Below are 20,677 nucleotides of genomic sequence, written 5' to 3'. Positions count from 1 at the left end.
CAACGGTATTGGGGGAGGGGACCAAGAAACTCTCCAAGCGCGACCCGCAGTCGAATCTGTTCGCCCACCGCGACCGCGGCTTCATCCCCGAGGGGCTGCTGAACTATCTCGCGTTGCTCGGCTGGGCGATCGCCGACGACCACGACCTGTTCAGTCTCGACGAAATGGTCGCCGCGTTCGACGTCGTCGACGTCAATTCCAACCCGGCCCGCTTCGATCAGAAGAAGGCCGACGCCCTCAACGGTGAGCACATCCGCATGCTCGAGCCCGCGGATTTCGCGCGCCGGCTGCGCGACTACTTCGACGTCCACGGACATCGCGTCGGATTGGACGGCGCGGCGTTCGCCACCGCCGCCGACCTGGTCCAGACGCGCATCGTCGTGCTCGCCGACGCGTGGGACCTGCTCAGGTTCCTCAACGACGACGAATACGCCATCGACCCCAAGGCCGCCGCCAAGGAGCTCGGTCCGGACGCCGCCGCGGTGCTGGACGCCGCGCTGGCGGCGCTGGACGGCGTGACGGACTGGACCACGGCGCAGATCGAGGCCGCCCTCAAGGGTGCGCTCATCGAAAGCCTCGGCCTCAAACCGCGTAAGGCGTTCGGTCCGATCCGGGTGGCCGCCACGGGAACGACGGTCAGCCCGCCGTTGTTCGAATCGCTGGAGCTGCTCGGCCGTGACCGCAGCGTGCAGCGGCTACGCGCCGCACGCGAAACGGTCGCCGGATAGGCCCTAGACCTCGCGGGCCTCGCATGCGGATTGTCCCGAGAGTCTTTGGTAGTCTGCACTGCGGCTCACAAAGGCCGACAACGGTTGGCGGCAGCGGTCTTCCGAGCAGCTCGATGCGGCTCCAAATGACCGTTGACCAGCGGTTTTAGGCAGCCAATGGGGTATGGTGTAATTGGCAACACAGCTGATTCTGGTTCAGCCATTCTAGGTTCGAGTCCTGGTACCCCAGCAAAATCTCGCCACCTCAAGCGATTAGGTGGGGTTTGGAGCGTGAGCTATGCTGACTCTCCGGATCGTGTCCGGCCCCGTCGTCTAGCGGCCTAGGACGCCGCCCTCTCACGGCGGTAGCGTGGGTTCGAATCCCATCGGGGCTACAAAAAATTATTGGCCGGTGCCCAGCACTGCCGGTGCGGTGGATCCACCCACGGGCATGGCCGGCAGACCGAGTTTGCGGTGATCCCACGAGCGGTCGCGGTGGGCGAACAGATTCGACTGCGGGTCGCGCTTGGAGAGTTTCTTGGTCCCCTCCCCCAATACCGTTGGCAGGTGCGCGAACTCCGGGATGCGCTCGGCCACGCCGATCCGGATCAGCGACTGGTACAGCGCGAGCTGACGCGGCGTGGAGGGCAGCAGGTCCTCGCCCCGCAGCACGTGGGTGATTTTCATCAGCGCGTCGTCGCAGGGGTTGACCAAGGTGTACAACGGATCTCCGTTGGCGCGGGTCAGCGCGAAGTCCGGCACGGCGCCCGCGGCGAAATTGGTGGGTCCGCGCACCAGGTCGTGCCAGCCGAGGTCTTCGTCGGGCATCCGCAGCCGCACCACCGGCTTGCGGCCCTCGGCCAGGAAAGCGGCGCGCTGGGCATCGGTCAGCTGCCGGTCGAAGTTGTCGTACCCCAGTTTGGGGTTGCGGCCCGCCGCGATGTGGCGCGCCTCAACCTCTTCCGGCGTCGAGAAAGCGTAGTAGGCCTCGCCCGCTTCGAGCAGCTTGGCCACCACGTCCCGGTAGATCTCTTTGCGCTGCGACTGCCGGTATGGGCCGTAGGGCCCGCCGACCTCGGGCCCCTCGTCCCAGTCGAGGCCCAGCCAGCGCAGCGCGTCGAGCAGCGCCAGATAGCTTTCCTCGCTGTCGCGTTCGGCGTCGGTGTCCTCGATGCGGAAGACGAAGGTGCCACCCGTGTGCCGGGCGTAGGCCCAGTTGAACAGCGCGGTGCGGACCATCCCGACGTGCGGGGTGCCGGTAGGCGACGGGCAGAACCTGACGCGGACTTTCGTTTCGGTAGTCACGACTTTCCCTTACGGACCACGGGATTGGTGAGGGTACCGATGCCCTCGATGGTGACGGAGACCGTGTCGCCGTCCTCGATCGGACCGACCCCGGCCGGCGTTCCGGTGAGGATGAGGTCGCCGGGCAACAGGGTCATCACGGCCGAGATCCACTCGACGATGGCGCCGACGTCGTGAATCATCAGAGAGGTACGGCTGTGTTGCTTCACCGCGCCGTTGACGTCGGTGCGGATTTCGAGATCAGCCGGATCGACGTCGGTGACGATCCACGGACCCACCGGACAGAAGGTGTCGTGCCCTTTGGCCCGGGTCCACTGGCCGTCGGCCTTCTGTTGGTCGCGCGCCGACACGTCGTTTCCGATGGTGTAGCCCAGGATGCTGTCGGCGGCCTCGGCCGCCGAGACGTCCTTGCAGGGCCTGCCGATGACCGCGGCCAGCTCGCCCTCGAAATGCACGGGTGATGCGTTGGCGGGCAACCGGATCGGCACGTTGGGTCCGACGATGGCCGTATTGGGCTTGAGGAAGATGATGGGATCCGGCGCCGCGGGGCCGGTGAGCTCGGTCATCTCGGCGATGTGATCGGCGTAGTTCTTGCCGATGCAGACCACCTTGCTGGCCAGTATCGGAGCCAGCAACCGCACATCGGCCAGCGGCCACGATCGGCCGGTGAAGTTCGGCGTGCCAAAGGGATGCTCGGCGATCTCGCGGGCGATCATGGCGGCGGGATCGGCGAGTTCGCCCTCGATGCTGACGAAGGCGACACCGTCCGGGCTGGCGATTCGACCAAGGCGCATTTGGTTGAGCCTACTGATGAGTGGTTTGGGCGTCGCAAAGGCAGCAGGCACACGGTAATTACCAGCGCTTTTCGGGGCGTGTGCGAGCATTGGGGATGCAACCGGCAACGACCACGACGCGTGAACTGGGTGCGGGCGGGCGCTGGTCGATCATGGTCGTATCGCTGGTGGCCACGGCGAGCTCCTTCCTCTTCATCAACGGCGTCGCGTTCTTGATTCCCTCGCTACAGACCGCGCGTGGAATCCCGCTCGACGAGGCCGGTCTGCTGTCCTCCATGCCGAGCTGGGGCATGGTGGTGACGCTGGTGTTGTGGGGCTACGTGCTCGACCGCGTGGGCGAGCGGATGGTGATGGCCGCGGGTTCGGCGCTGACCGCGGTGGCGGCCTACGCCGCGGCCTCGGCACATTCGATGGTGTTGATCGCCGTCTATTTGTTCCTCGGCGGCATGGCCGCGGCCAGTTGCAACACCGCCGGCGGGCGACTGGTGTCGGCGTGGTTCCCGCCGCACCAACGCGGCCTGGCCATGGGCTTCCGCCAAACCGCGCAACCCCTCGGAATCGCCTTGGGAGCGCTGGTAATTCCGGAGCTGGCCGAACACGGCCCGGCTGCGGGGCTCAGATTCACGGCCTTGGCGTGCGCGTTCGGGGCGGTAGCGAGTGCGGTCGGCATCATCGACCCGCCGCGCAAGCCCCGGGAGAAGGCCACCGATTCCGAACTGGCAAGTCCCTACCGAGGGTCGTTGGTGCTGTGGCGAATTCACACCGTGGCGGGCCTGATGATGGTTCCGCAGACGGTGACCGTCACGTTCATGCTGGTATGGCTGATCAAGAATCTGCATTGGTCGGTCGCGGCCGCCGGCAGTCTGGTGACCCTTTCGCAACTGCTGGGCGCACTCGGCCGCGTGCTGGTGGGCCGCTGGTCCGACCGCATCGGCTCGCGCATGCGACCGGTCCGCATCATCGCGGGCGCCGCCGCGGTCACCCTCTTCCTGCTGGCCTGGGCCGACCTCCTGAATTCGAGTTGGCAGGCGCCCCTGATGGTCGCCATCTCGGTGATCGCCGTGCTGGACAACGGTTTGGAGGCCACGGCCATCACCGAATTCGCCGGGCCGTTCTGGAGCGGGCGCGCCCTGGGCATTCAAAACACCACCCAGCGGGTGCTGGCCGCGGCCGCGCCACCGCTCTTCGGTGCGTTGATCACCGCCGCGAAATATCCGAACGCGTGGATATTGTGCGGACTGTTTCCGGTGGCCGCGGTGCCATTGGTGCCGGCGCGGTTGCTCCCGCCCGGCCTGGAAACTACAGCCCGGCGGCAATCCGTTCGCCGACTTCGGTGGTGGCGAGCCGTTCGCTCCCACGCGTGGAGAGATAGGCCTCGACAGCCCGATCCACCCGCCTAGCCGCATCGTCCTCGCCGAGATGGGCGAGCAGCAACGCCACCGACATGATCGCCGCGGTCGGATCGGCGATACCCTGACCGGCGATGTCCGGCGCGCTGCCGTGCACCGGCTCGAACATCGACGGGTTGGTCCGGGTGGCGTCGATGTTTCCGCTGGCGGCCAAGCCAATTCCGCCGCACACCGCCGCCGCCAGGTCGGTGATGATGTCACCGAACAGGTTGTCGGTGACGATCACGTCAAAGCGACCGGGATCGGTGACCATGAAGATGGTGGCGGCGTCAACGTGTTGGTAGGCGACCTCGACGTCGGGGTAGTCCTCCCCGACCTCGGCCACGATCCGCGACCACAGCTTCCCGGCGAAGGTCAGCACGTTGGTCTTGTGCACCAGCGTCAGGTGCTTGCGGCGGCGCTGGGCGCGTTCGAAGGCATCGGCCACCACGCGCCGCACGCCGAAGGCGGTGTTGAGGCTGACCTCGGTGGCCACCTCGTGCGGCGTTCCGGTGCGAATCGCGCCGCCGGTGCCGGTGTAGGGGCCCTCGGTCCCCTCGCGCACCACCACGAAATCGATGTGCGGGTTCCCCGCGAGCGGACTGCTCACGCCGGGATACAGCCGGCCCGGTCGCAGGTTGACGTGATGATCCAGTTCAAAACGCAGGCGCAGCAACAGACCCCGCTCCAGCACACCGCTGGGCACCGACGGGTCGCCGATCGCCCCGAGCAGAATGGCGTCGTGCTGGCGCAGCTCGGCGAGCACCGATTCCGGTAACAACTCACCGGTGGCGTGAAAACGCCGGGCGCCCAGGTCATAATCGGTCTTCTCGACACCCGGCAACACCGCGTCAAGGACTTTGAGCGCCTCGGCCGTCACTTCCGGGCCGATACCGTCGCCGCCGATAACCGCGAGTTTCACGACAGATCAACCACCTCAAGCTTGTTGGCGCCCACCGCCGCGCCGATCGCCGACCGCACCTCGCTCGGCACGTCACGGTCGAGCCGCAACAGAATCGTCGCGCCCGGGCCCTCGGCGTCCTCGGAGAGTTGCGCGGCTTGGATGTTCACGCCCGCCGAGCCGAGCAGGGTCCCGATCTTGCCCAGCGCCCCGGGCTGGTCGACGTAGTTGATCACCAGGTTGGTGCCGCGTGCCCGCAGGTCGAAGTTGCGGCCGTTGATCTGCACGATCTTCTCCACCAGCTGCGGCCCGGACAGGGTTCCGGCCACGTTGACCGCGGTGCCGTCGTGGGCGACCGCGCGCACGTCGACGACGCTGCGGTGGTTCGGGCTCTCCGAAGCCGTCGTCAGCTCGGCGGTGACGCCGCGTTCCTCGGCCAGCGCCGGCGCGTTGACGAACGTGACCGGCCCCTCTACCACCGCCGAGAACAGTCCGCGCAGAGCCGAAAGCTTAAGCACCTCAACGTCTTCGGAGGCAAGCTCGCCACGCACCTGTACCGACACCGACACCGGCGGCCCGTCGGACAGCGAGGCGGCCAGCACCCCGAGCTTGCGCACCAGGTCCAGCCAGGGCGCCACCTCTTCGTTGACCACGCCGCCGCCGACGTTGACGGCATCGGGGACGAATTCACCGGCCAGCGCGAGCTTCACGCTTGCGGCGACGTCGGTGCCCGCCCGGTCCTGCGCCTCGGAGGTGGACGCACCCAGGTGCGGCGTGACCACCACCTGCGGCAGCTCGAACAGCGGGCTATCGGTGCACGGCTCCTTGGCGAAGACGTCGATACCGGCCGCGCGGACGTGTCCGCTGCTCACCGCTTCGGCCAGCGCGGCCTCGTCCACCAGGCCGCCGCGGGCGGCGTTGACGATGATGACGCCTGGCTTGGTCTTCGCCAGCGCCTCCTTGCCGATCAGGCCCGCCGTCTCGGGCGTCTTCGGCAGGTGCACCGAGATGAAGTCGGCGCGCCCGAGGAGGTCGTCGAGGGGCAGCAGTTCGATGCCCAGCTGAGCGGCCCGGGCCGGCGAGACGTAGGGGTCGTAGGCGATGAGGTGGGTGCCGAAGGCCGTCAATCGTTGGGCGACCAACTGCCCGATCCGGCCCAGCCCCACCACCCCGACCGTCTTGCCGAAAATCTCGGTGCCGTTGAACGACGACCGCTTCCAGGCGTGCTCGCGCAACGAGGCGTCGGCCGCCGGGATCTGCCGGGCGGCGGCCAAGAGCAGCGCCAACGCGTGCTCGGCGGCGCTATGGATGTTGGAGGTGGGGGCGTTGACCACCAGCACGCCACGCTCGGTCGCGGCGGCCACGTCGACGTTGTCCAGCCCCACCCCGGCGCGGGCAACGATCTTCAGCTTGGGCGCGGCGGCCAGCACCTCGGCGTCGACGGTGGTGGCCGAGCGCACCAGCAGCGCGTCGGCCTCGCCCACCGCGGCCAGCAGCTTTTCCCGATCCGGCCCGTCTACCCAGCGCACCTCGACCTGGTCTCCCAGGGCGGCGACAGTCGATTGGGCGAGTTTGTCGGCGATCAATACAACAGGCAGATTCACCCGGCCAGCCTAACGGCTCCGTTTGACGGGCATCGACGGGCTCACCACTGCCATAACCTGCGACGACGGCCGTTGGGCGCGGGCCGGCGAGGTCCTACGATGCGCTGATGACCAAACTCGCGATCATCTACTATTCGGCCACCGGGCATAACACCGCGATGGCACAACGCGTGGCCGCCGCAGCCGAGTCCGCCGGCGCCGAAGTCCGGCTGCGGCACGTCGCCGAGACCCGCGACCCGGAATCGTTCGCCCAGAACCCCGCCTGGACCGCGAATTACGAAGCGACGAAGGACCTTCCGGCGGCTTCCGGTGAGGACATCGTCTGGGCCGACGCGGTGATCTTCGGTTCGCCGACCCGCTTCGGCTCTCCCGCTGCGCAATTGCGCAACTTCCTGGACTCGCTCGGCGGGCTGTGGGCCGAGGGCAAGCTCGCGGACAAGGTGTACGCGGCCTTCACGTCGTCCAACACGGTGCACGGCGGTCAGGAGACCACGCTGCTGTCGCTCTACATCACCCTGATGCATTTCGGCGGCATCATCGTCCCGCCCGGCTACACCGACCCGGTGAAGTTCGTCGACGGCAATCCGTATGGGGTGAGCCTGGTCTCCACCCACGACAACATCAACGAGTTCGACGACGCCACCGGGAACGCCCTGGACCACCTGGCCCGCCGCGTGGTCGAAACCGCCGGCCGGCTCCGCGACACATAAACCACGCACACGACACGCCGTAAACGGTCGCCGTGGTTTAAGTTTCGCGGACGGGCGGCCTGCGGACAGCTACGCCGTCTCGGTGATGGGCCGGTCGACCCAGCTCATCAGGTCGCGCAGCTTCTTGCCGGTCACCTCGATGGGGTGCTCGGCGTTCTCCCTGCGCAGCCGTTCGAGTTCCTTATTGCCGCCTTCGACGTTGGCGACCAGCTTCTTGGTGAAGGTGCCGTCCTGGATATCGCGCAGGATTTCGCGCATCCGCTCTTTGGTGCCGGCGTCGATGACCCGCGGCCCCGACAGATAGCCGCCGAACTCCGCGGTGTCGGACACCGAGTAGTTCATCCGCGCAATGCCGCCCTCGTACATCAGGTCGACGATGAGCTTGAGCTCGTGCAGCACCTCGAAGTAGGCCATCTCCGGCGGGTAGCCCGCCTCCACCATGACGTCGAAACCGGTCTTCACCAATTCCTCTGTGCCGCCGCATAACACAGCCTGCTCACCGAACAGGTCGGTCTCGGTCTCGTCCTTGAACGTGGTCTTGATGACGCCGGCGCGGGTGCCCCCGATGGCCTTGGCGTAGGACAGCGCCAGCGCCTCGCCGTTGCCGTTCGGGTCCTGGTCGACCGCGATCAGGCACGGCACACCCTTGCCGTCGACGAACTGGCGGCGCACCAGGTGGCCGGGACCCTTCGGCGCCACCATCGCCACGGTGACGTCGGCGGGCGGCTTGATCAGACCGAAGTGGATGTTGAGCCCGTGCCCGAAGAACAGTGCGTCACCGGGCTTGAGGTTGGGCTCGATGTCGTTCTTGAAGATGTCCGCCTGCGCGGTGTCGGGCGCCAGCAGCATGATGACGTCGGCCCACTTGGCCACCTCGGCGGGGGTGTCGACGTCCAGGCCCTGCTCCTCGACCTTGGCCCGCGACTTCGAACCCTCCTTCAGCCCGACGCGCACCTGCACACCGGAGTCGCGCAGGCTCAGCGAGTGCGCGTGCCCTTGGCTGCCGTAACCGATCACACCGACCTTGCGGCCCTGGATGATCGACAGGTCTGCGTCGTCGTCGTAGAACATTTCTAGTGCCACTGTTGAATATCTCCTTGTGTGTTACTTGGCCGTGGCGATGCCGCGCGGACCGCGGGACAACGACACCACTCCCGATTGGACTATCTCGCGTATACCGAACGGTTCCAGCACCCGCAGCAGCGCCTCGATCTTGCCGCGATCACCGGTCGCCTCGATGGTCAGCGCCTCGGTCGATACGTCGATCACCTTGGCGCGGAAGAGGTTCACCGCTTCGATCACCTGACTGCGGGTGCCGGCGTCGGCGCGCACCTTGATCAGCGCCAGCTCGCGCGACACCGCGGCACCCTCGTCGAGCTCGACGATTTTGATGACATTGATCAGCTTGTTGAGTTGCTTGGTGATCTGCTCGAGCGGGGTCTCCTCGGCGCTGACCACAATCGTCATGCGCGACATGTCCTTTTGCTCGGTGGCACCGACGGCAAGCGACTCGATGTTGAAACCGCGCCGGGAGAACAGCGCCGCCACGCGCGCGAGCACACCTGGCTTGTCCTCCACCAACACCGACAGCGTGTGGGTGTGCATCAGGCGTGCCCTTCGCTCTCGTCGTCGAACAGCGGGCGAATGCCGCGGGCGGCCTGGATCTCGTCGTTGCTGGTGCCGGCGGCCACCATCGGCCACACCTGCGCGTCGGCACCGACGATGAAGTCGATCACCACCGGACGGTCGGTGATCGCCCGGGCCTGGTTTATCACGTCCTCGACGTCTTCCTCACGCTCGCAACGCAATCCGACGCAACCCAGCGCCTCCGCCAGTTTCACGAAGTCCGGGATGCGATGCGAGTGCGTGGCCAGGTCCGTCTGCGAATACCGCTCCTCGTAGAACAGCGTCTGCCACTGGCGCACCATGCCCAGGTTGCCGTTGTTGATCAGCGCCACCTTGATCGGCACGCCCTCGATCGCGCAGGTGGCCAACTCCTGGTTGGTCATCTGGAAGCAGCCGTCGCCGTCGATGGCCCACACCTCGGCCTCCGGGCGAGCCATCTTGGCCCCCATGGCCGCCGGGATGGCGAACCCCATGGTGCCCAGCCCGCCGGAGTTGATCCAGGTGCGCGGGTTCTCATACGAGATGAACTGCGCCGCCCACATCTGGTGCTGGCCCACCCCGGCGACGTACACCGCGTCGGGGCCGGCGATCTGGCCGAGCTTTTCGATGACGTATTCCGGGCCGAGGCTGCCGTCGCTCTGCGGGTCGTAGCTCAGCGGGTAGGTGGACTGGACGCTGTCCAGATAGGCCCACCATTCCGTCATGTCTGGGATTGCCGCGGTGCCGGAATGCTCGTAGTGCCGCAGCATCGCGATCAGGTCGGCGATGACCGCTTTGACGTCGCCGACGATCGGCACGTCGGCATGGCGGTTCTTGCCGATCTCGGCCGGGTCGATGTCGGCGTGGATGACCTTCGCCTCCGGCGCGAAGGTGTCGAGCTTGCCGGTCACCCGGTCGTCGAAGCGGGTGCCCAGGGCGATGAGCAGGTCGCTGCGCTGCAGCGCCGCCACCGCGGCGACCGTGCCGTGCATGCCGGGCATGCCCATGTGCTGCCGATGACTGTCGGGAAACGCGCCCCGCGCCATCAGCGTGGTGACCACCGGGATGCCGGTCAGCTCGGCCAGCTCGCGCAGCTGCTCGGTCGCCTCGCCGCGGATGACGCCGCCGCCGACGTAGAGAACGGGCTTGCGGGCGTCCGCGATCAGCTTGGCGGCCTCGCGGATCTGCCGGTTGTGCGGCTTGGTGTTCGGCTTGTAGCCGGGCAGGTCCATGCGCGGCGGCCAGCTGAAAGTGCACTGCCCCTGCAGCACGTCTTTGGGGATGTCGACGAGCACCGCGCCCGGACGGCCCGATGCGGCGATGTGGAAGGCCTCGGCCATCACCTGGGGGATCTCGTCGCCCGAGCGGACCAGGAAGTTGTGCTTGGTAATCGGCATCGTGATGCCCGAGATGTCGGCTTCCTGGAAGGCGTCGGTGCCGATCAGGGTGCGACCGACCTGGCCGGTGATGGCGACCACGGGCACCGAGTCCATCTGGGCGTCGGCCAGCGGCGTCACGAGATTGGTGGCGCCGGGGCCCGATGTGGCCATCATGACGCCGACCTTGCCGGTGGCGTGCGCGTAGCCGCTGGCGGCGTGGCCGGCGCCCTGCTCGTGGCGAACCAGCACGTGGCGAAGCTTTTTCGAGTCGAACAGCGGGTCGTAAACCGGCAACACGGCGCCACCGGGAATCCCGAAGATCACCTCGACGCCGAGTTCCTCCAGCGACCGGATCACCGACTGGGCGCCGGTAAGTTTCTCGGGCCCAACACGTTTCGGCTTCTTTGTGGGGGCGGCGGCGGGGGTTTCCGCCGCGTCCGAGGCGATGTCAGCGGCACGCTCCGGCTGGGTGGCGTGCTGCCTGGTTGGTGCGCTCACTGTCTTTCGTCCTTATTCACTCTGGGAGTCTCGCTGGGGGCAACAAAAAACCCCCGACAGCTCTTCTGCTGCACGAGGGTTGCGCGTTGGTCTGGATAGCTTCAAATGCCGAAGAGGCTAGTCAGGCACCAACGCGCCGACTAATTACTACGAGCATCCCGGGCTGTCCGGCGGTATCCATAACGTCCGACGTTAGCCTTCGCACAGCTCAGCAGTCAAATCCGCTGCCGTCGGCTCGCGCGGAGATCCGGTGCCCCGAGCCGGGTGAAATGATGGTCGGGTGGCTACCGGTTCGTCTTCCCACACGCCCGTGGTGATCAAGGTCTCGCCCATCGCGCACCTTGCCGTCGGATTCTTGACCCTGGGGTTGCTGATCCCGGTGATGCTGTGGCCGCTGTCCGTGCCGCTGCTGGTGATACCCGTGCTGTTGTCGGCAATGATCGTCCGACTACGCACCGTCGCCGACGATCGAGGCGTGACGGTCCGCACGCTGCTGGGCAGCCAGACCGTGCAGTGGGATGACATCGACGGGCTGCGCTTCCATCGGGGCTCCTGGGCACGCGCGCACCTCAAGAGCGGCGCGGATTTGCGGTTGCCCGCGGTGACGTTCGCGACCCTGCCTCAGCTGACCGAGGCCAGCTCCGGGCGCGTGCCCAACCCCTATCAGTGAGGAATCAGGCGATCGGGTTGACCCCGTTGAGCAGCACCCACACCGCGATGCCGGCGGCGATGCCCACCAGTAGGGCGACAAACGACCCGATGAACGGACGATGGGCCCAGCCCCGCCGCGCGTCGAGCCCGTAACGGCCGGGCCCGCACAGGATGACCGCGACGGCCAGGACGATCAGAGTGATCTGGTATTCGTGCCCGTCCGGCAGGAAGTACGTGAAGGTGTGCGGATGCGGGCGCGCCGTGATGGTGGCCAGCAGGCCGTTGATCAGGAAGGCCAGGGCCCCGGCCGCGGCCAGCGGAGTGAACAGCCCCAGCACCAGCAGCACACCGGCGACGAGCTCGCCGCCCGCACTGACGTAGGCGAGGATGTCGGCGTGCTGGTAGCCGACGTCGGACAGCGAGTTCTTGAACCCGCCCACCCCGGAGCCGCCCCACCAGCCGAAGAGCTTCTGCAACCCGTGGGCGGCCAGCACGACACCGAGGCCGACCCGCAGTATCAGCAAACCCAGATGCTGGGTGCCGCGCCGGCCGACGTCGTGCAGCCGGTCGTGGTGGTCGTCCCCGTCGATCTCGGCGGGCTCGGCGGCCGCGTGCCGGGCGGACTGCGGCTGGACGTAGGGCAGGGGCTCCTGCTGGTCGAGCACGTTGTAACCCGTCGCCCTGGGGCCGCCCACGCCCGCGTGGTCGCCCATGTAGGGGATGACGGTGGTGGTTCCGGTGGAGGGGTTGAAGTCGCCGGGGTAACCGACGGGCGTCAGATCATCTTCGGGGTCAACCACACGCGCCGTCGCGGGGCGTCCCGGGGTTGGCTCCGGGGATTCGCCGGGCCGCTGCCAATGTCCGTCATTCGGTTGACTGGTCACGCGTGACAGGGTAAGGGCAATTGTCGCTGAATTGGGGATTTGAGCGGCGCTTTCGCCAGGCAATCGGTGGTTTGCCCGCCAAACCGGCGCGGATCGGCCCGAAATTAGCCCGCTCGCGGCTCCAGCGGGTACCAAACGGCACATTTCGGGTCCCGAAGGCGGGCCGTGGGCGGCGCCAGAAGTGTTCCGCTGGTGTGGCGCCGGGCGGGCAGGCCCATGCGTGTGGCGGCGGCGGGCGCACTATCCGTAGCCTGTCGGTCATGCGACTACGGCGCTCGGTTCGGTGCGGGTTTGCCGCGCTCTGCGCGGTGGCGCTCGTCGCGAGCGGCTGCGCGCGGTTCAACGACGCCCAGTCGCAGCCTTTCACCACCAACCCGGAACTCAAGCCCCAACCCAGCTCGACGCCTCCCCCGCCGCCGCCGCTGCCGCCCACGCCGTTCCCCAAGGCGTGCCCGGCTCCCGGCGTGATGCAGGGCTGCCTGGAGAGCACCAGCGGACTGATCATGGGGCCCGACAGCAAAACCGCGCTGGTGGCCGAGCGCACCACCGGCGCCGTCAAGGAGATCTCGGTCAGCGCCGAGCCGAAGGTGAAGATGGTCATCCCGGTCGACCCGTCCGGCGACGGCGGCTTGATGGACATCGTGCTGTCACCGACCTATGCGCAAGACCGGCTGATGTACGCCTACATCAGCACGCCCACGGACAATCGGGTGATCCGGGTGGCCGATGGCGACATCCCCAAGGACATCCTCACCGGTATCCCCAAGGGGGCCACCGGCAATACCGGAGCGCTGATCTTCACCAGCCCCACCACGTTGGTGGTGCTGACAGGTGACGCGGGTAACCCCGCGGCCGCCGCCGACCCCAAATCGCTGGCGGGCAAGGTCCTTCGCATCGAGCAGCCGACCACGATCGGCCAGGCGCCGCCCACCACGGCGCTGTCGGGTGTGGGCTCCGGCGGCGGCCTGTGCATCGACCCCGTGGACGGCTCGTTGTACGTCGCCGACCGCACGCCGACGGCGGACCGGTTGCAGCGCATCACCAAGGCTTCCGAGGTCTCCACGGTGTGGACATGGCCGGACAAACCCGGCGTGGCCGGCTGCGCGGCGATGGACGGCACAGTGCTGGTCAACCTGATCAACACCAAACTGACGGTGGCCGTGCGGCTGGCGCCGGCGACGGGTGCGGTCACCGGGGAACCCGACGTGGTGCGCAAGGACACCCATGCCCACGCGTGGGCGCTGCGGATGTCACCCGACGGAAACGTCTGGGGCGCAACGGTCAACAAAACCGCCGGAGATGCCGAGAAGCTCGACGATGTGGTGTTCCCGTTGTTCCCGCAGGGCGGCGGCTTCCCGCGCAACAACGACGACAAGACCTAATCGGGTTTTGCGGAGCACGCCACACCCGTACCGTGGACGAACCACCACATGATTCGCGAATTCGATATCGCGGGTGATATCCCTTCCGAGACTCGCCTAATGATCGGCTGACGTCTCGCGCGCCCCGCCGAGTTGCTCCTGGTGGGCCGGCTAGCCCTGCCCGCAGGCGGCCAGCACCAGTTCGCGCACCCGTGCCGCGTCGGCCTGGCCCCGGGTGGCCTTCATCACCGCGCCGACGATCGCGCCCGCCGCGGCCACCTTGCCACCGCGGATCTTCTCCGCCACATCGGGATTCGCGGCCAGCGCCTCGTCGACCGCGGCCTGGGTCACCGAATCGTCGCGCACCAGCTCGAGGCCGCGGGATGTCATCACCTGTTGGGGTTCGCCCTCGCCGGCCAACACCCCCTCCACCACCTGGCGGGCCAGCTTGTTGGACAACTTGCCCTCGTCGACCAGTGCGATCACCGCGGCGACCTGGGCCGGGGTGATGGCCAGTTCGTCCAGGCCGATGTTCGCTTCATTGGCCTTCTGCACCAAGAAGTTTCCCCACCACGCGCGCGCCTGCTCGCTGGCCGCGCCGTGCTTGACGGTCTCCATGACCAGTTCCACGGCGCCGGCGTTGACCAGATCGCGCATCACCTCGTCGGAAACGCCCCACTCCTGCTGAATCCTCTTGCGGCTCAACCACGGTAGCTCGGGAATCGTCTGACGCAGCTGCTCGACCAACTCGCGGCTGGGCGCGACCGGTTCCAGGTCGGGCTCGGGGAAATAGCGGTAGTCCTGGGCTGTCTCCTTGGCACGGCCCGGGCTGGTGTACCCCGCCTCGTGAAAGTGCCTGGTCTCCTGAATGATCCGACCCCCGGATGCGAGGACCGCGGCCTGCCGTTGCATCTCGTAACGCACCGCCACCTCGACGCTTTTCAGCGAGTTGACGTTCTTGGTCTCGGTGCGCGTGCCGAACTCGGTCGTCCCGGTCGGCATCAGCGACACGTTGGAGTCGCAACGCATCGAACCCTGGTCCATCCGAACATCGGATACGTCCAAGGCGCGCAACAGGTCTCGCAGGGCCGTGACGTAGGCGCGGGCGATCTGCGGGGCCCGGGCGCCGGCACCCACGATGGGCTTCGTCACGATCTCGATCAGCGGCACGCCGGCCCGGTTGTAGTCGAGCAGCGACGTGGTGGCGCCGTGGATCCGGCCGGTCTCACTGCCCAGGTGGGTCAGCTTGCCGGTGTCTTCCTCCATGTGCGCGCGCTCGATCTCGACCCGCCAGGTGGTGCCGTCGTCCAACGGCGCTTCGAGGTACCCGTTGATGGCGATCGGCTCGTCGTACTGGGAGATCTGGTAGTTCTTCGGCATGTCCGGGTAGAAGTAGTTCTTCCGGGCGAAGCGGCACCAGGGCACGATCTCGCAGTTCAGCGCCAGTCCGATCCGGATGGCCGATTCCACCGCCGTGCGGTTGAGCACCGGCAGCGATCCGGGCAGGCCGAGGCACACGGGGCATACCTGGGTGTTGGGTTCGGCGCCGAAGGCGGTGGAGCAGCCGCAGAACATCTTGGTGACCGTCGACAGCTCGACGTGCACCTCGAGGCCGAGTACCGGGTCGAAGCGCGCGATGACGTCGTCGTAGTCCATGAGATCGGCGCTGGCAGCAACACTCATGCCGTCGATCGTAGTGGTGACCGCGAGCGCGGCGGAGCCGGGCGAAGCGGGTCACCACCATCAGGCGTAGTGGTGACCGCGAGCCCGGTGGAGCCGGGCGATGCGGGTCACCACCATCAGGCGTAGTGGTGACCGCGAGCGCGGCGGAGCCGGGCGAAGCGGGTCACCACCATCAGGCGTAGTGGTGACCGCGAGCGCAGCGGAGCCGGGCGAAGCGGGTCACCACCATCAGGCGTAGTGGGTGACCGCGAGCGCGGCGGCACCGGGCGAACTCAGGGCCAGTGTGGCGAGCGCGGCACCGGGAACCGGTTGCGCTCCTCACCCCTACCCGGGAACATGTCGGCCAGCACGGCAGCCATCTCGAGGTAACTGCGGCGGCTTTCCTTGCTCAGCCGATCCAGCTCGATCTGCTTGCCCTCGTGTATGTGGCGATCGAACGGCAGCACCACCGTCGCGGCTACCCGTGCGGACAGTCGCTCGAGTTCCTTGGCGGCCAGCAGCTCTACCTTGGCCGGCTCGACGTGGTTGATCGCCAGTATCGTCGACCGCACCAACGCTTGATAACCGTTGTTGCCCAACCAATCCAGCGTGGTGGCCGTCTTTCGTATCGCATCGATGGAGGTGCTGGTCACTACGACCAGCGCCCGCGCCTCGGGCAGGACCGCTTCCATCACACCGGAATTGAGGGCCTTGGGGCAGTCCACCAGCTCGACCGAATAGTGATTCCGCAGCAGCGAGAACGCCTTCACCACGTCGTGCCGCTCGAGTCGCCAGTCGGTGTGCGCATAGTCCGGCAAGCCGAGCACTTCGAGGCCGAAATTGTTCATGTAGGTGTGCGCCCGGACATCCGTATAGTTCGTGACCGCCTTGTCGGCGAGCAGATCGGCCATGTTCAGGGAGTTCGGACGGCCATGCCGCTCCGCCAGGTCGCCGGCGTCGATGTCGACGGCGACGATCCGGTCATGTCGCACGTCGGCGAACGTGGACCCCAGCGCCTCCACCACCGCGGTCTTGCCGACGCCACCTTTGAGGTTGAGGACGGCGATGGGAAATGCGCTGCCCACCGCCGCGCGAATGCGGTTGCGTAGGTCCTCTTCGTACCGTGAGTCTCTGCCGGGGCCCAGATCGATGCCGATCACGCGATGGACCACCTCGCGCCAGTTGAACCTCGCGGAACCCTCCCGCGCCTGCTGGTCCAGGCCGTCCAGTGCTGTCCCGCCCGGCAGTCGCGCCGGCGGCGGCGCAGGGGCTCGCACGGCCCGGGCGGGCGCAGCTGGCGGCGGGGGCGGCGGCGGCTTGAACGGCGGACGACGAATGGACGGATCCGAGCGATGGGGCTGTGGCACCGTGGCGGCTGCCGGATCGGTGTCGACGCGCCGAGGTGGCTGCGGCGGAATGACCGGCGGGCCCGGTGGCCCCGCCGACGCCGCGGGATGTTGAACGACTCCGCGAACCGAACCGCGGTTGCTCACCCTCCCGGTATAACCGCTGGGGACCAGTCCGGAAACCACGAATTTGCGCCGACCGGTTCTAAGCTGGTCAATCGCCGGGCAAATTCAGGTCGCCGTCACCCGCCGTTTGCCGTATTTAGGGCGAAATCATCCGAAGAAGGCCGCGGCGTCGTCGTAGCGACTCTCGGGCACCAGCTTGAGCTGGCGCACGGCGTCGGCCAGCGCCACGCGGCCGATGTCCTGCCCACGCAGGGACACCATCTGGCCGTATTCGCCCGCGTGCGCGGCGTCGGCGGCGTTGACGCCGAACCTGGTGGCCAACACCCGGTCGTAGGCCGTGGGCGTCCCGCCCCGCTGGACATGGCCCAGCACGGTCACCCGGACATCCTTGTTGATCCGCTTCTCCACTTCGGCGCCCAGCTGGGCCGCGACGCCGGTGAACTTCTCGTGGCCGAACTCGTCAATCCCGCCTTCGCGCAACGAGATCGAACCCGGGACGGGTTTCGCGCCCTCCGCGACAACGCAGATGAAGTGCGAATCCCCGCGCTGGAAGCGGCGTTTGACCAGCCGGCACACTTCTTCGACGTCGAAGGGCTGTTCGGGAATCAGCGTCATGTGCGCACCGGAAGCCAGCCCGGCGTTCAGCGCGATCCAGCCGGCGTGCCTGCCCATCACCTCCACCAGCATCACCCGCTGATGGGATTCGGCGGTGCTGTGCAGGCGGTCGATGGCCTCGGTGGCCACCGTCAACGCGGTGTCGTGGCCGAAAGTAACGTCGGTGCAATCGATGTCGTTGTCGATGGTCTTCGGCACCCCGACGACGGGAACGTTCTCCTCGGACAGCCAATGCGCGGCCGTCAAGGTGCCTTCGCCGCCGATCGGGATGAGGACGTCGATGCCGTTGTCGTCCAATGTCTGCTTGATCTGGTCGAGCCCGGCCCGCAATTTGTCGGGATGCACCCGGGCGGTCCCCAGCATGGTGCCGCCCTTGGCCAACAGCCGGTCATTGCGATCGTCGTTCTGCAGTTGGATGCGCCGGTTTTCCAGCAACCCGCGCCACCCGTCCTGGAAGCCGACGACCGACGAGCCGTACCGGGCATCGCAGGTGCGCACCACCGCCCGAATGACGGCATTCAGCCCCGGGCAGTCGCCGCCTCCGGTGAGAACTCCGATCCGCATGCCCTCATCTTGCCCTGCCCGCCACTCGCACGGCGACGAAAGGTCAGATGGCGGATGGCAGCGGGCCGCGGGCGGCCTCGTAGGCGGCGCCCACCCGGTACAGCCGGTCGTCGGCCAGCGCCGGCGCCATGATCTGCAGCCCGACGGGCAGCCCGTCGTCGGGCGACAAGCCCGACGGCACCGACATGCCGCAGTGGCCGGCCAGGTTCAACGGCAGCGTGCACAGGTCGAACAGGTACATCGCCAGCGGGTCGTCGACCTTCTCGCCGAGCGCGAAAGCGGTAGTCGGGGTCGCGGGCGACACGACCACCTCGACGGACTCGTACGCCTTGTCGAGGTCGCGGGCGATCAGAGTGCGTACCTTCTGCGCCTGGTTGTAATAGGCGTCGTAGTAACCGGCCGACAGCGCGTAGGTGCCGATCATGATGCGTCGCTTGACTTCCGGCCCGAAACCGGCGGCCCGGGTCAGCGCCATCACTTCCTCCGCGCTGTGCGTCCCATCGTCACCGACGCGCAGCCCGTAGCGCATCGCGTCGAAGCGGGCCAGGTTGCTCGACACCTCCGACGGCAAGATCAGGTAGTAGGCGGCCAGCGCGTATTCGAAGTGCGGGCAGTCGACTTCGCTCACCTCGGCACCCAGTTCGTTCAGCCGGCCGACCGCGGCCTCGAACGAGGCCAGCACTCCCGGCTGGTAGCCGTCTCCGCGAAGCTGCTTCACGACCCCGACGCGCACGCCCTTGAGGTCACCGGCCGCGCCCGCCTTGGCTCCGCCGACGACATCGGGCACCGCCGCGTCGACGGACGTGGAATCGCGGGGGTCGTGCCCGGCGATCACCTGGTGCAGCAGCGCGGTGTCCAACACCGTGCGCGCGCACGGGCCGCCCTGATCCAACGACGACGCGCACGCCACCAGCCCGTAGCGCGACACGGTGCCGTAGGTCGGTTTGACACCGACCGTCGCCGTCAGCGCCGCCGGCTGCCGAATCGAGCCGCCGGTGTCGGATCCGATGGCCAGCGGCGCCTGGAATGCGGCCAACGCCGCCGCGCTGCCCCCGCCGGACCCGCCAGGAACCCGGTCGAGGTTCCACGGGTTACGGGTGGGCCCGTAGGCGGAGTTCTCCGTCGACGAGCCCATCGCGAATTCATCCATGTTGGTCTTGCCGAGGATTGGGATGCCGGCGGCACGTAGCCGCATGGTGACGGTGGCGTCGTAGGGCGAACGCCAGCCTTCGAGGATCTTGGAGCCGCAGGTGGTGGGCATGTCGACGGTGGTGAAGACGTCCTTGAGCGCCAGCGGCACCCCGGCCAGCGGCGACGGCAGCCGCTCCCCCGCGGCCACCGCCTCATCGACGACGGCTGCCGCGCCGAGCGCCTCGTCGGCGGCCACGTGCAGGAATGCGTGATACCGGTCGTCGGTCGCGGCGATCTGGTCCAGGCATGCCTGGGTGACCTCGACCGACGAGAGTTCCTTGGCGGCGATCCGGGCGGCCAGGGTCGCGGCGTCGGCGCGGATGACGTCGTTCACTCGCTGTCTCCCAGGATCTGCGGCACGGCGAAGCGGCCGTCGGCGGCCTCGGGCGCCTCGGCCAGCGCCTCCCGCTGGGTCAGGCACGGGGTCGGCTCGTCCGGACGGGTCACGTTGACGTCCTTGAGCGGGTTACCGGTCGCTTCGACGCCGGTGACGTCGACCGCCTGCACCTGGCTGACGTGGGTCAGGATGGCATCGAGCTGTCCGGCGAAGCTGTCGAGCTCGCCATCGGTCAGCGCCAGCCGGGACAGCCGGGCCAGGTGCGCCACCTCGTCGCGGGAGATCTGAGACACGACAGGAAAGCCTAGCCGCGAGCATGCGGCCGGGTTCAGGCCCGTTGGCTCTGCGCGAAATGCAGTCCCCGCATCGCTGTGTAACAGTGTTGGCCGTGCCGTCGTATCTGTTGCGCATCGAGCTGGTCGACCGCCCGGGCAGCCTGGGCTCGCTGGCCGTGGCGCTCGGTTCGGTGGGCGCCGACATCTTGTCGCTCGACGTGGTCGAGCGCAGCTCGGGGTATGCGATCGACGACCTGGTGATCGAGCTCCCGCTGGGGGCGATGCCGGACACGCTGATCACCGCCGCGGAGTCGCTTTCGGGCGTCCGGGTGGACAGCGTGCGCCCGCACACCGGGCTGTTGGAAGCGCATCGCGAGCTGGAACTGCTCGACCACGTCGCCGCGGCGGGCGACAAGGTCTCGCGGCTGCAGGTGCTGGCCAACGAGGCGCCCAGGGTGCTGCGCGTCAGCTGGTGCACCGTGCTGCGCAGCGCGGGCGGTGAGCTGCAGCGCCTGGCCTCCAGCCCGGGTACGCCGGAGACGCGGGCGGATTCCGCCCCGTGGCTGCCCATCGAACGGGCCGCGACGCTGGACAGCGCCGGCGAGTGGGTGCCGCAGTCGTGGCGCGACATGGACACCACCATGGTCGCCGCCCCGCTGGGCGACCCGCACACGGCGGTGGTGCTGGGCCGCCCGGGCCCGGAATTCCGGCCATCGGAAGTGGCTCGCCTGGGCTATCTGGCCGGAATCGTCGCCACCATGCTGCGCTGAGCCC

At 67.8% G+C, this 20,677-nt stretch carries 18 protein-coding genes, 2 tRNA genes and 1 pseudogene; 8 read left to right on the top strand and 13 right to left on the bottom strand.

All coding sequences use genetic code 11. The features are described 5' to 3' along the window. The 3 genes from A5709_RS20865 to A5709_RS20855 form a co-directional block, all read left to right on the top strand. Positions 1-728, top strand: a 728-nt coding sequence (locus A5709_RS20865; protein ID WP_231987022.1) for a glutamate--tRNA ligase family protein, incomplete at its 5' end; no start/stop codon positions are given. A gap of 157 nt (positions 729-885) precedes the next feature. Beyond that, positions 886-957, top strand: a tRNA-Gln gene (locus A5709_RS20860). 72 nt (positions 958-1,029) lie between these two features. Beyond that, a tRNA-Glu gene (locus A5709_RS20855) sits at positions 1,030-1,102 on the top strand. Between the two features lie 85 nt (positions 1,103-1,187). Here A5709_RS20855 and gltX read toward each other — a convergent pair. Beyond that, a pseudogene (gene gltX / locus A5709_RS20850) lies at positions 1,188-2,012 on the bottom strand (glutamate--tRNA ligase); the annotation flags it as partial. Then, positions 2,009-2,806, bottom strand: a complete 798-nt coding sequence (locus tag A5709_RS20845; protein WP_067947627.1) for a fumarylacetoacetate hydrolase family protein — start codon at positions 2,804-2,806, stop codon at positions 2,009-2,011. The gene A5709_RS20845 and the pseudogene gltX, both read right to left, overlap by 4 nt. A gap of 95 nt (positions 2,807-2,901) precedes the next feature. Here A5709_RS20845 and A5709_RS20840 point away from each other — a divergent pair, with 95 nt between their 5' ends. Continuing rightward, positions 2,902-4,206: an MFS transporter gene (locus A5709_RS20840; RefSeq protein ID WP_068122077.1), complete on the top strand. Its 1,305-nt coding sequence runs from the start codon at positions 2,902-2,904 to the stop codon at positions 4,204-4,206. Here the strand turns inward: A5709_RS20840 and A5709_RS20835 are convergent. Beyond that, a complete protein-coding gene (locus tag A5709_RS20835) occupies positions 4,106-5,116 on the bottom strand; it encodes a 3-isopropylmalate dehydrogenase (protein ID WP_068122074.1) in 1,011 nt (336 codons plus the stop codon). The two genes, A5709_RS20840 and A5709_RS20835, sit on opposite strands and share 101 nt — an antisense overlap. Next, positions 5,113-6,699, bottom strand: coding sequence for a phosphoglycerate dehydrogenase (gene serA / locus A5709_RS20830; protein ID WP_068122071.1), 1,587 nt, complete (start codon positions 6,697-6,699; stop codon positions 5,113-5,115). Before serA ends, A5709_RS20835 begins: the two co-directional genes overlap by 4 nt. Positions 6,700-6,806: 107 nt before the next feature. Here serA and wrbA point away from each other — a divergent pair, with 107 nt between their 5' ends. Next, entirely contained in the window at positions 6,807-7,409 is a 603-nt protein-coding gene (gene wrbA / locus A5709_RS20825; RefSeq protein ID WP_068122068.1) for an NAD(P)H:quinone oxidoreductase, read from the top strand. 69 nt (positions 7,410-7,478) lie between these two features. On the opposite strand, the gene ilvC is transcribed toward wrbA, so the two are convergent. The 3 genes from ilvC to A5709_RS20810 are packed head-to-tail and all read right to left on the bottom strand — an operon-like array spanning position 7,479 to position 10,840. Further along, complete coding sequence (gene ilvC / locus A5709_RS20820; protein WP_156768116.1) at positions 7,479-8,480, bottom strand: ketol-acid reductoisomerase; 1,002 nt, start codon at positions 8,478-8,480, stop codon at positions 7,479-7,481. Positions 8,481-8,513: 33 nt separating this feature from the next. Beyond that, positions 8,514-9,014: an acetolactate synthase small subunit gene (gene ilvN / locus A5709_RS20815; protein ID WP_067948358.1), complete on the bottom strand. Its 501-nt coding sequence runs from the start codon at positions 9,012-9,014 to the stop codon at positions 8,514-8,516. Further along, on the bottom strand, positions 9,014-10,840 hold the full coding sequence (locus A5709_RS20810; RefSeq protein WP_369827388.1) for an acetolactate synthase large subunit: 1,827 nt from the start codon (positions 10,838-10,840) through the stop codon (positions 9,014-9,016). The genes ilvN and A5709_RS20810 overlap by 1 nt, the downstream gene beginning before the upstream one ends. 361 nt (positions 10,841-11,201) lie before the next feature. Here A5709_RS20810 and A5709_RS20805 point away from each other — a divergent pair, with 361 nt between their 5' ends. Next, complete coding sequence (locus A5709_RS20805) at positions 11,202-11,561, top strand: PH domain-containing protein (protein WP_197520209.1); 360 nt, start codon at positions 11,202-11,204, stop codon at positions 11,559-11,561. Positions 11,562-11,565: 4 nt separating this feature from the next. Here A5709_RS20805 and A5709_RS20800 read toward each other — a convergent pair whose 3' ends face one another. Continuing rightward, entirely contained in the window at positions 11,566-12,426 is an 861-nt protein-coding gene (locus tag A5709_RS20800; protein ID WP_067948362.1) for a DoxX family protein, read from the bottom strand. 260 nt (positions 12,427-12,686) lie between these two features. Between A5709_RS20800 and A5709_RS20795 the strand changes: the two genes are divergently transcribed. Continuing rightward, positions 12,687-13,808: a sorbosone dehydrogenase family protein gene (locus tag A5709_RS20795; protein WP_067948364.1), complete on the top strand. Its 1,122-nt coding sequence runs from the start codon at positions 12,687-12,689 to the stop codon at positions 13,806-13,808. Between the two features lie 150 nt (positions 13,809-13,958). Here the strand turns inward: A5709_RS20795 and gatB are convergent, their stop codons facing one another. From gatB to gatC, 5 genes are all read right to left on the bottom strand, one after another. Further along, positions 13,959-15,470: an Asp-tRNA(Asn)/Glu-tRNA(Gln) amidotransferase subunit GatB gene (gene gatB / locus A5709_RS20790; protein WP_067948366.1), complete on the bottom strand. Its 1,512-nt coding sequence runs from the start codon at positions 15,468-15,470 to the stop codon at positions 13,959-13,961. Positions 15,471-15,742: 272 nt separating this feature from the next. Next, a complete protein-coding gene (locus tag A5709_RS20785) occupies positions 15,743-16,942 on the bottom strand; it encodes a MinD/ParA family protein (RefSeq protein ID WP_231987021.1) in 1,200 nt (399 codons plus the stop codon). 126 nt (positions 16,943-17,068) lie between these two features. Next, positions 17,069-18,100 (bottom strand): ATP-dependent 6-phosphofructokinase, encoded by a 1,032-nt coding sequence (locus tag A5709_RS20780; RefSeq protein ID WP_067948368.1) that lies wholly within the window; start codon positions 18,098-18,100, stop codon positions 17,069-17,071. 43 nt (positions 18,101-18,143) lie between these two features. After that, entirely contained in the window at positions 18,144-19,625 is a 1,482-nt protein-coding gene (gene gatA / locus A5709_RS20775; RefSeq protein WP_068122065.1) for an Asp-tRNA(Asn)/Glu-tRNA(Gln) amidotransferase subunit GatA, read from the bottom strand. Next, positions 19,622-19,921 carry an Asp-tRNA(Asn)/Glu-tRNA(Gln) amidotransferase subunit GatC gene (gatC, locus tag A5709_RS20770; protein WP_068012395.1) on the bottom strand — a complete coding sequence of 100 codons (300 nt, stop codon included), beginning with the start codon at positions 19,919-19,921 and terminating at the stop codon, positions 19,622-19,624. The genes gatA and gatC overlap by 4 nt, the downstream gene beginning before the upstream one ends. Before the next feature lie 95 nt (positions 19,922-20,016). Here gatC and A5709_RS20765 point away from each other — a divergent pair, with 95 nt between their 5' ends. After that, a complete protein-coding gene (locus tag A5709_RS20765; RefSeq protein ID WP_156673434.1) occupies positions 20,017-20,673 on the top strand; it encodes an amino acid-binding protein in 657 nt (218 codons plus the stop codon). Positions 20,674-20,677: the final 4 nt, after the last annotated feature.

This window comes from Mycobacterium sp. E1386 (genome assembly GCF_001672745.1).
In the GTDB taxonomy this organism is placed as follows: domain Bacteria; phylum Actinomycetota; class Actinomycetes; order Mycobacteriales; family Mycobacteriaceae; genus Mycobacterium.
The sequence above is the reverse complement of the archived record's forward strand: the minus strand, read 5'-3'. Positions and strand labels throughout refer to the sequence as shown.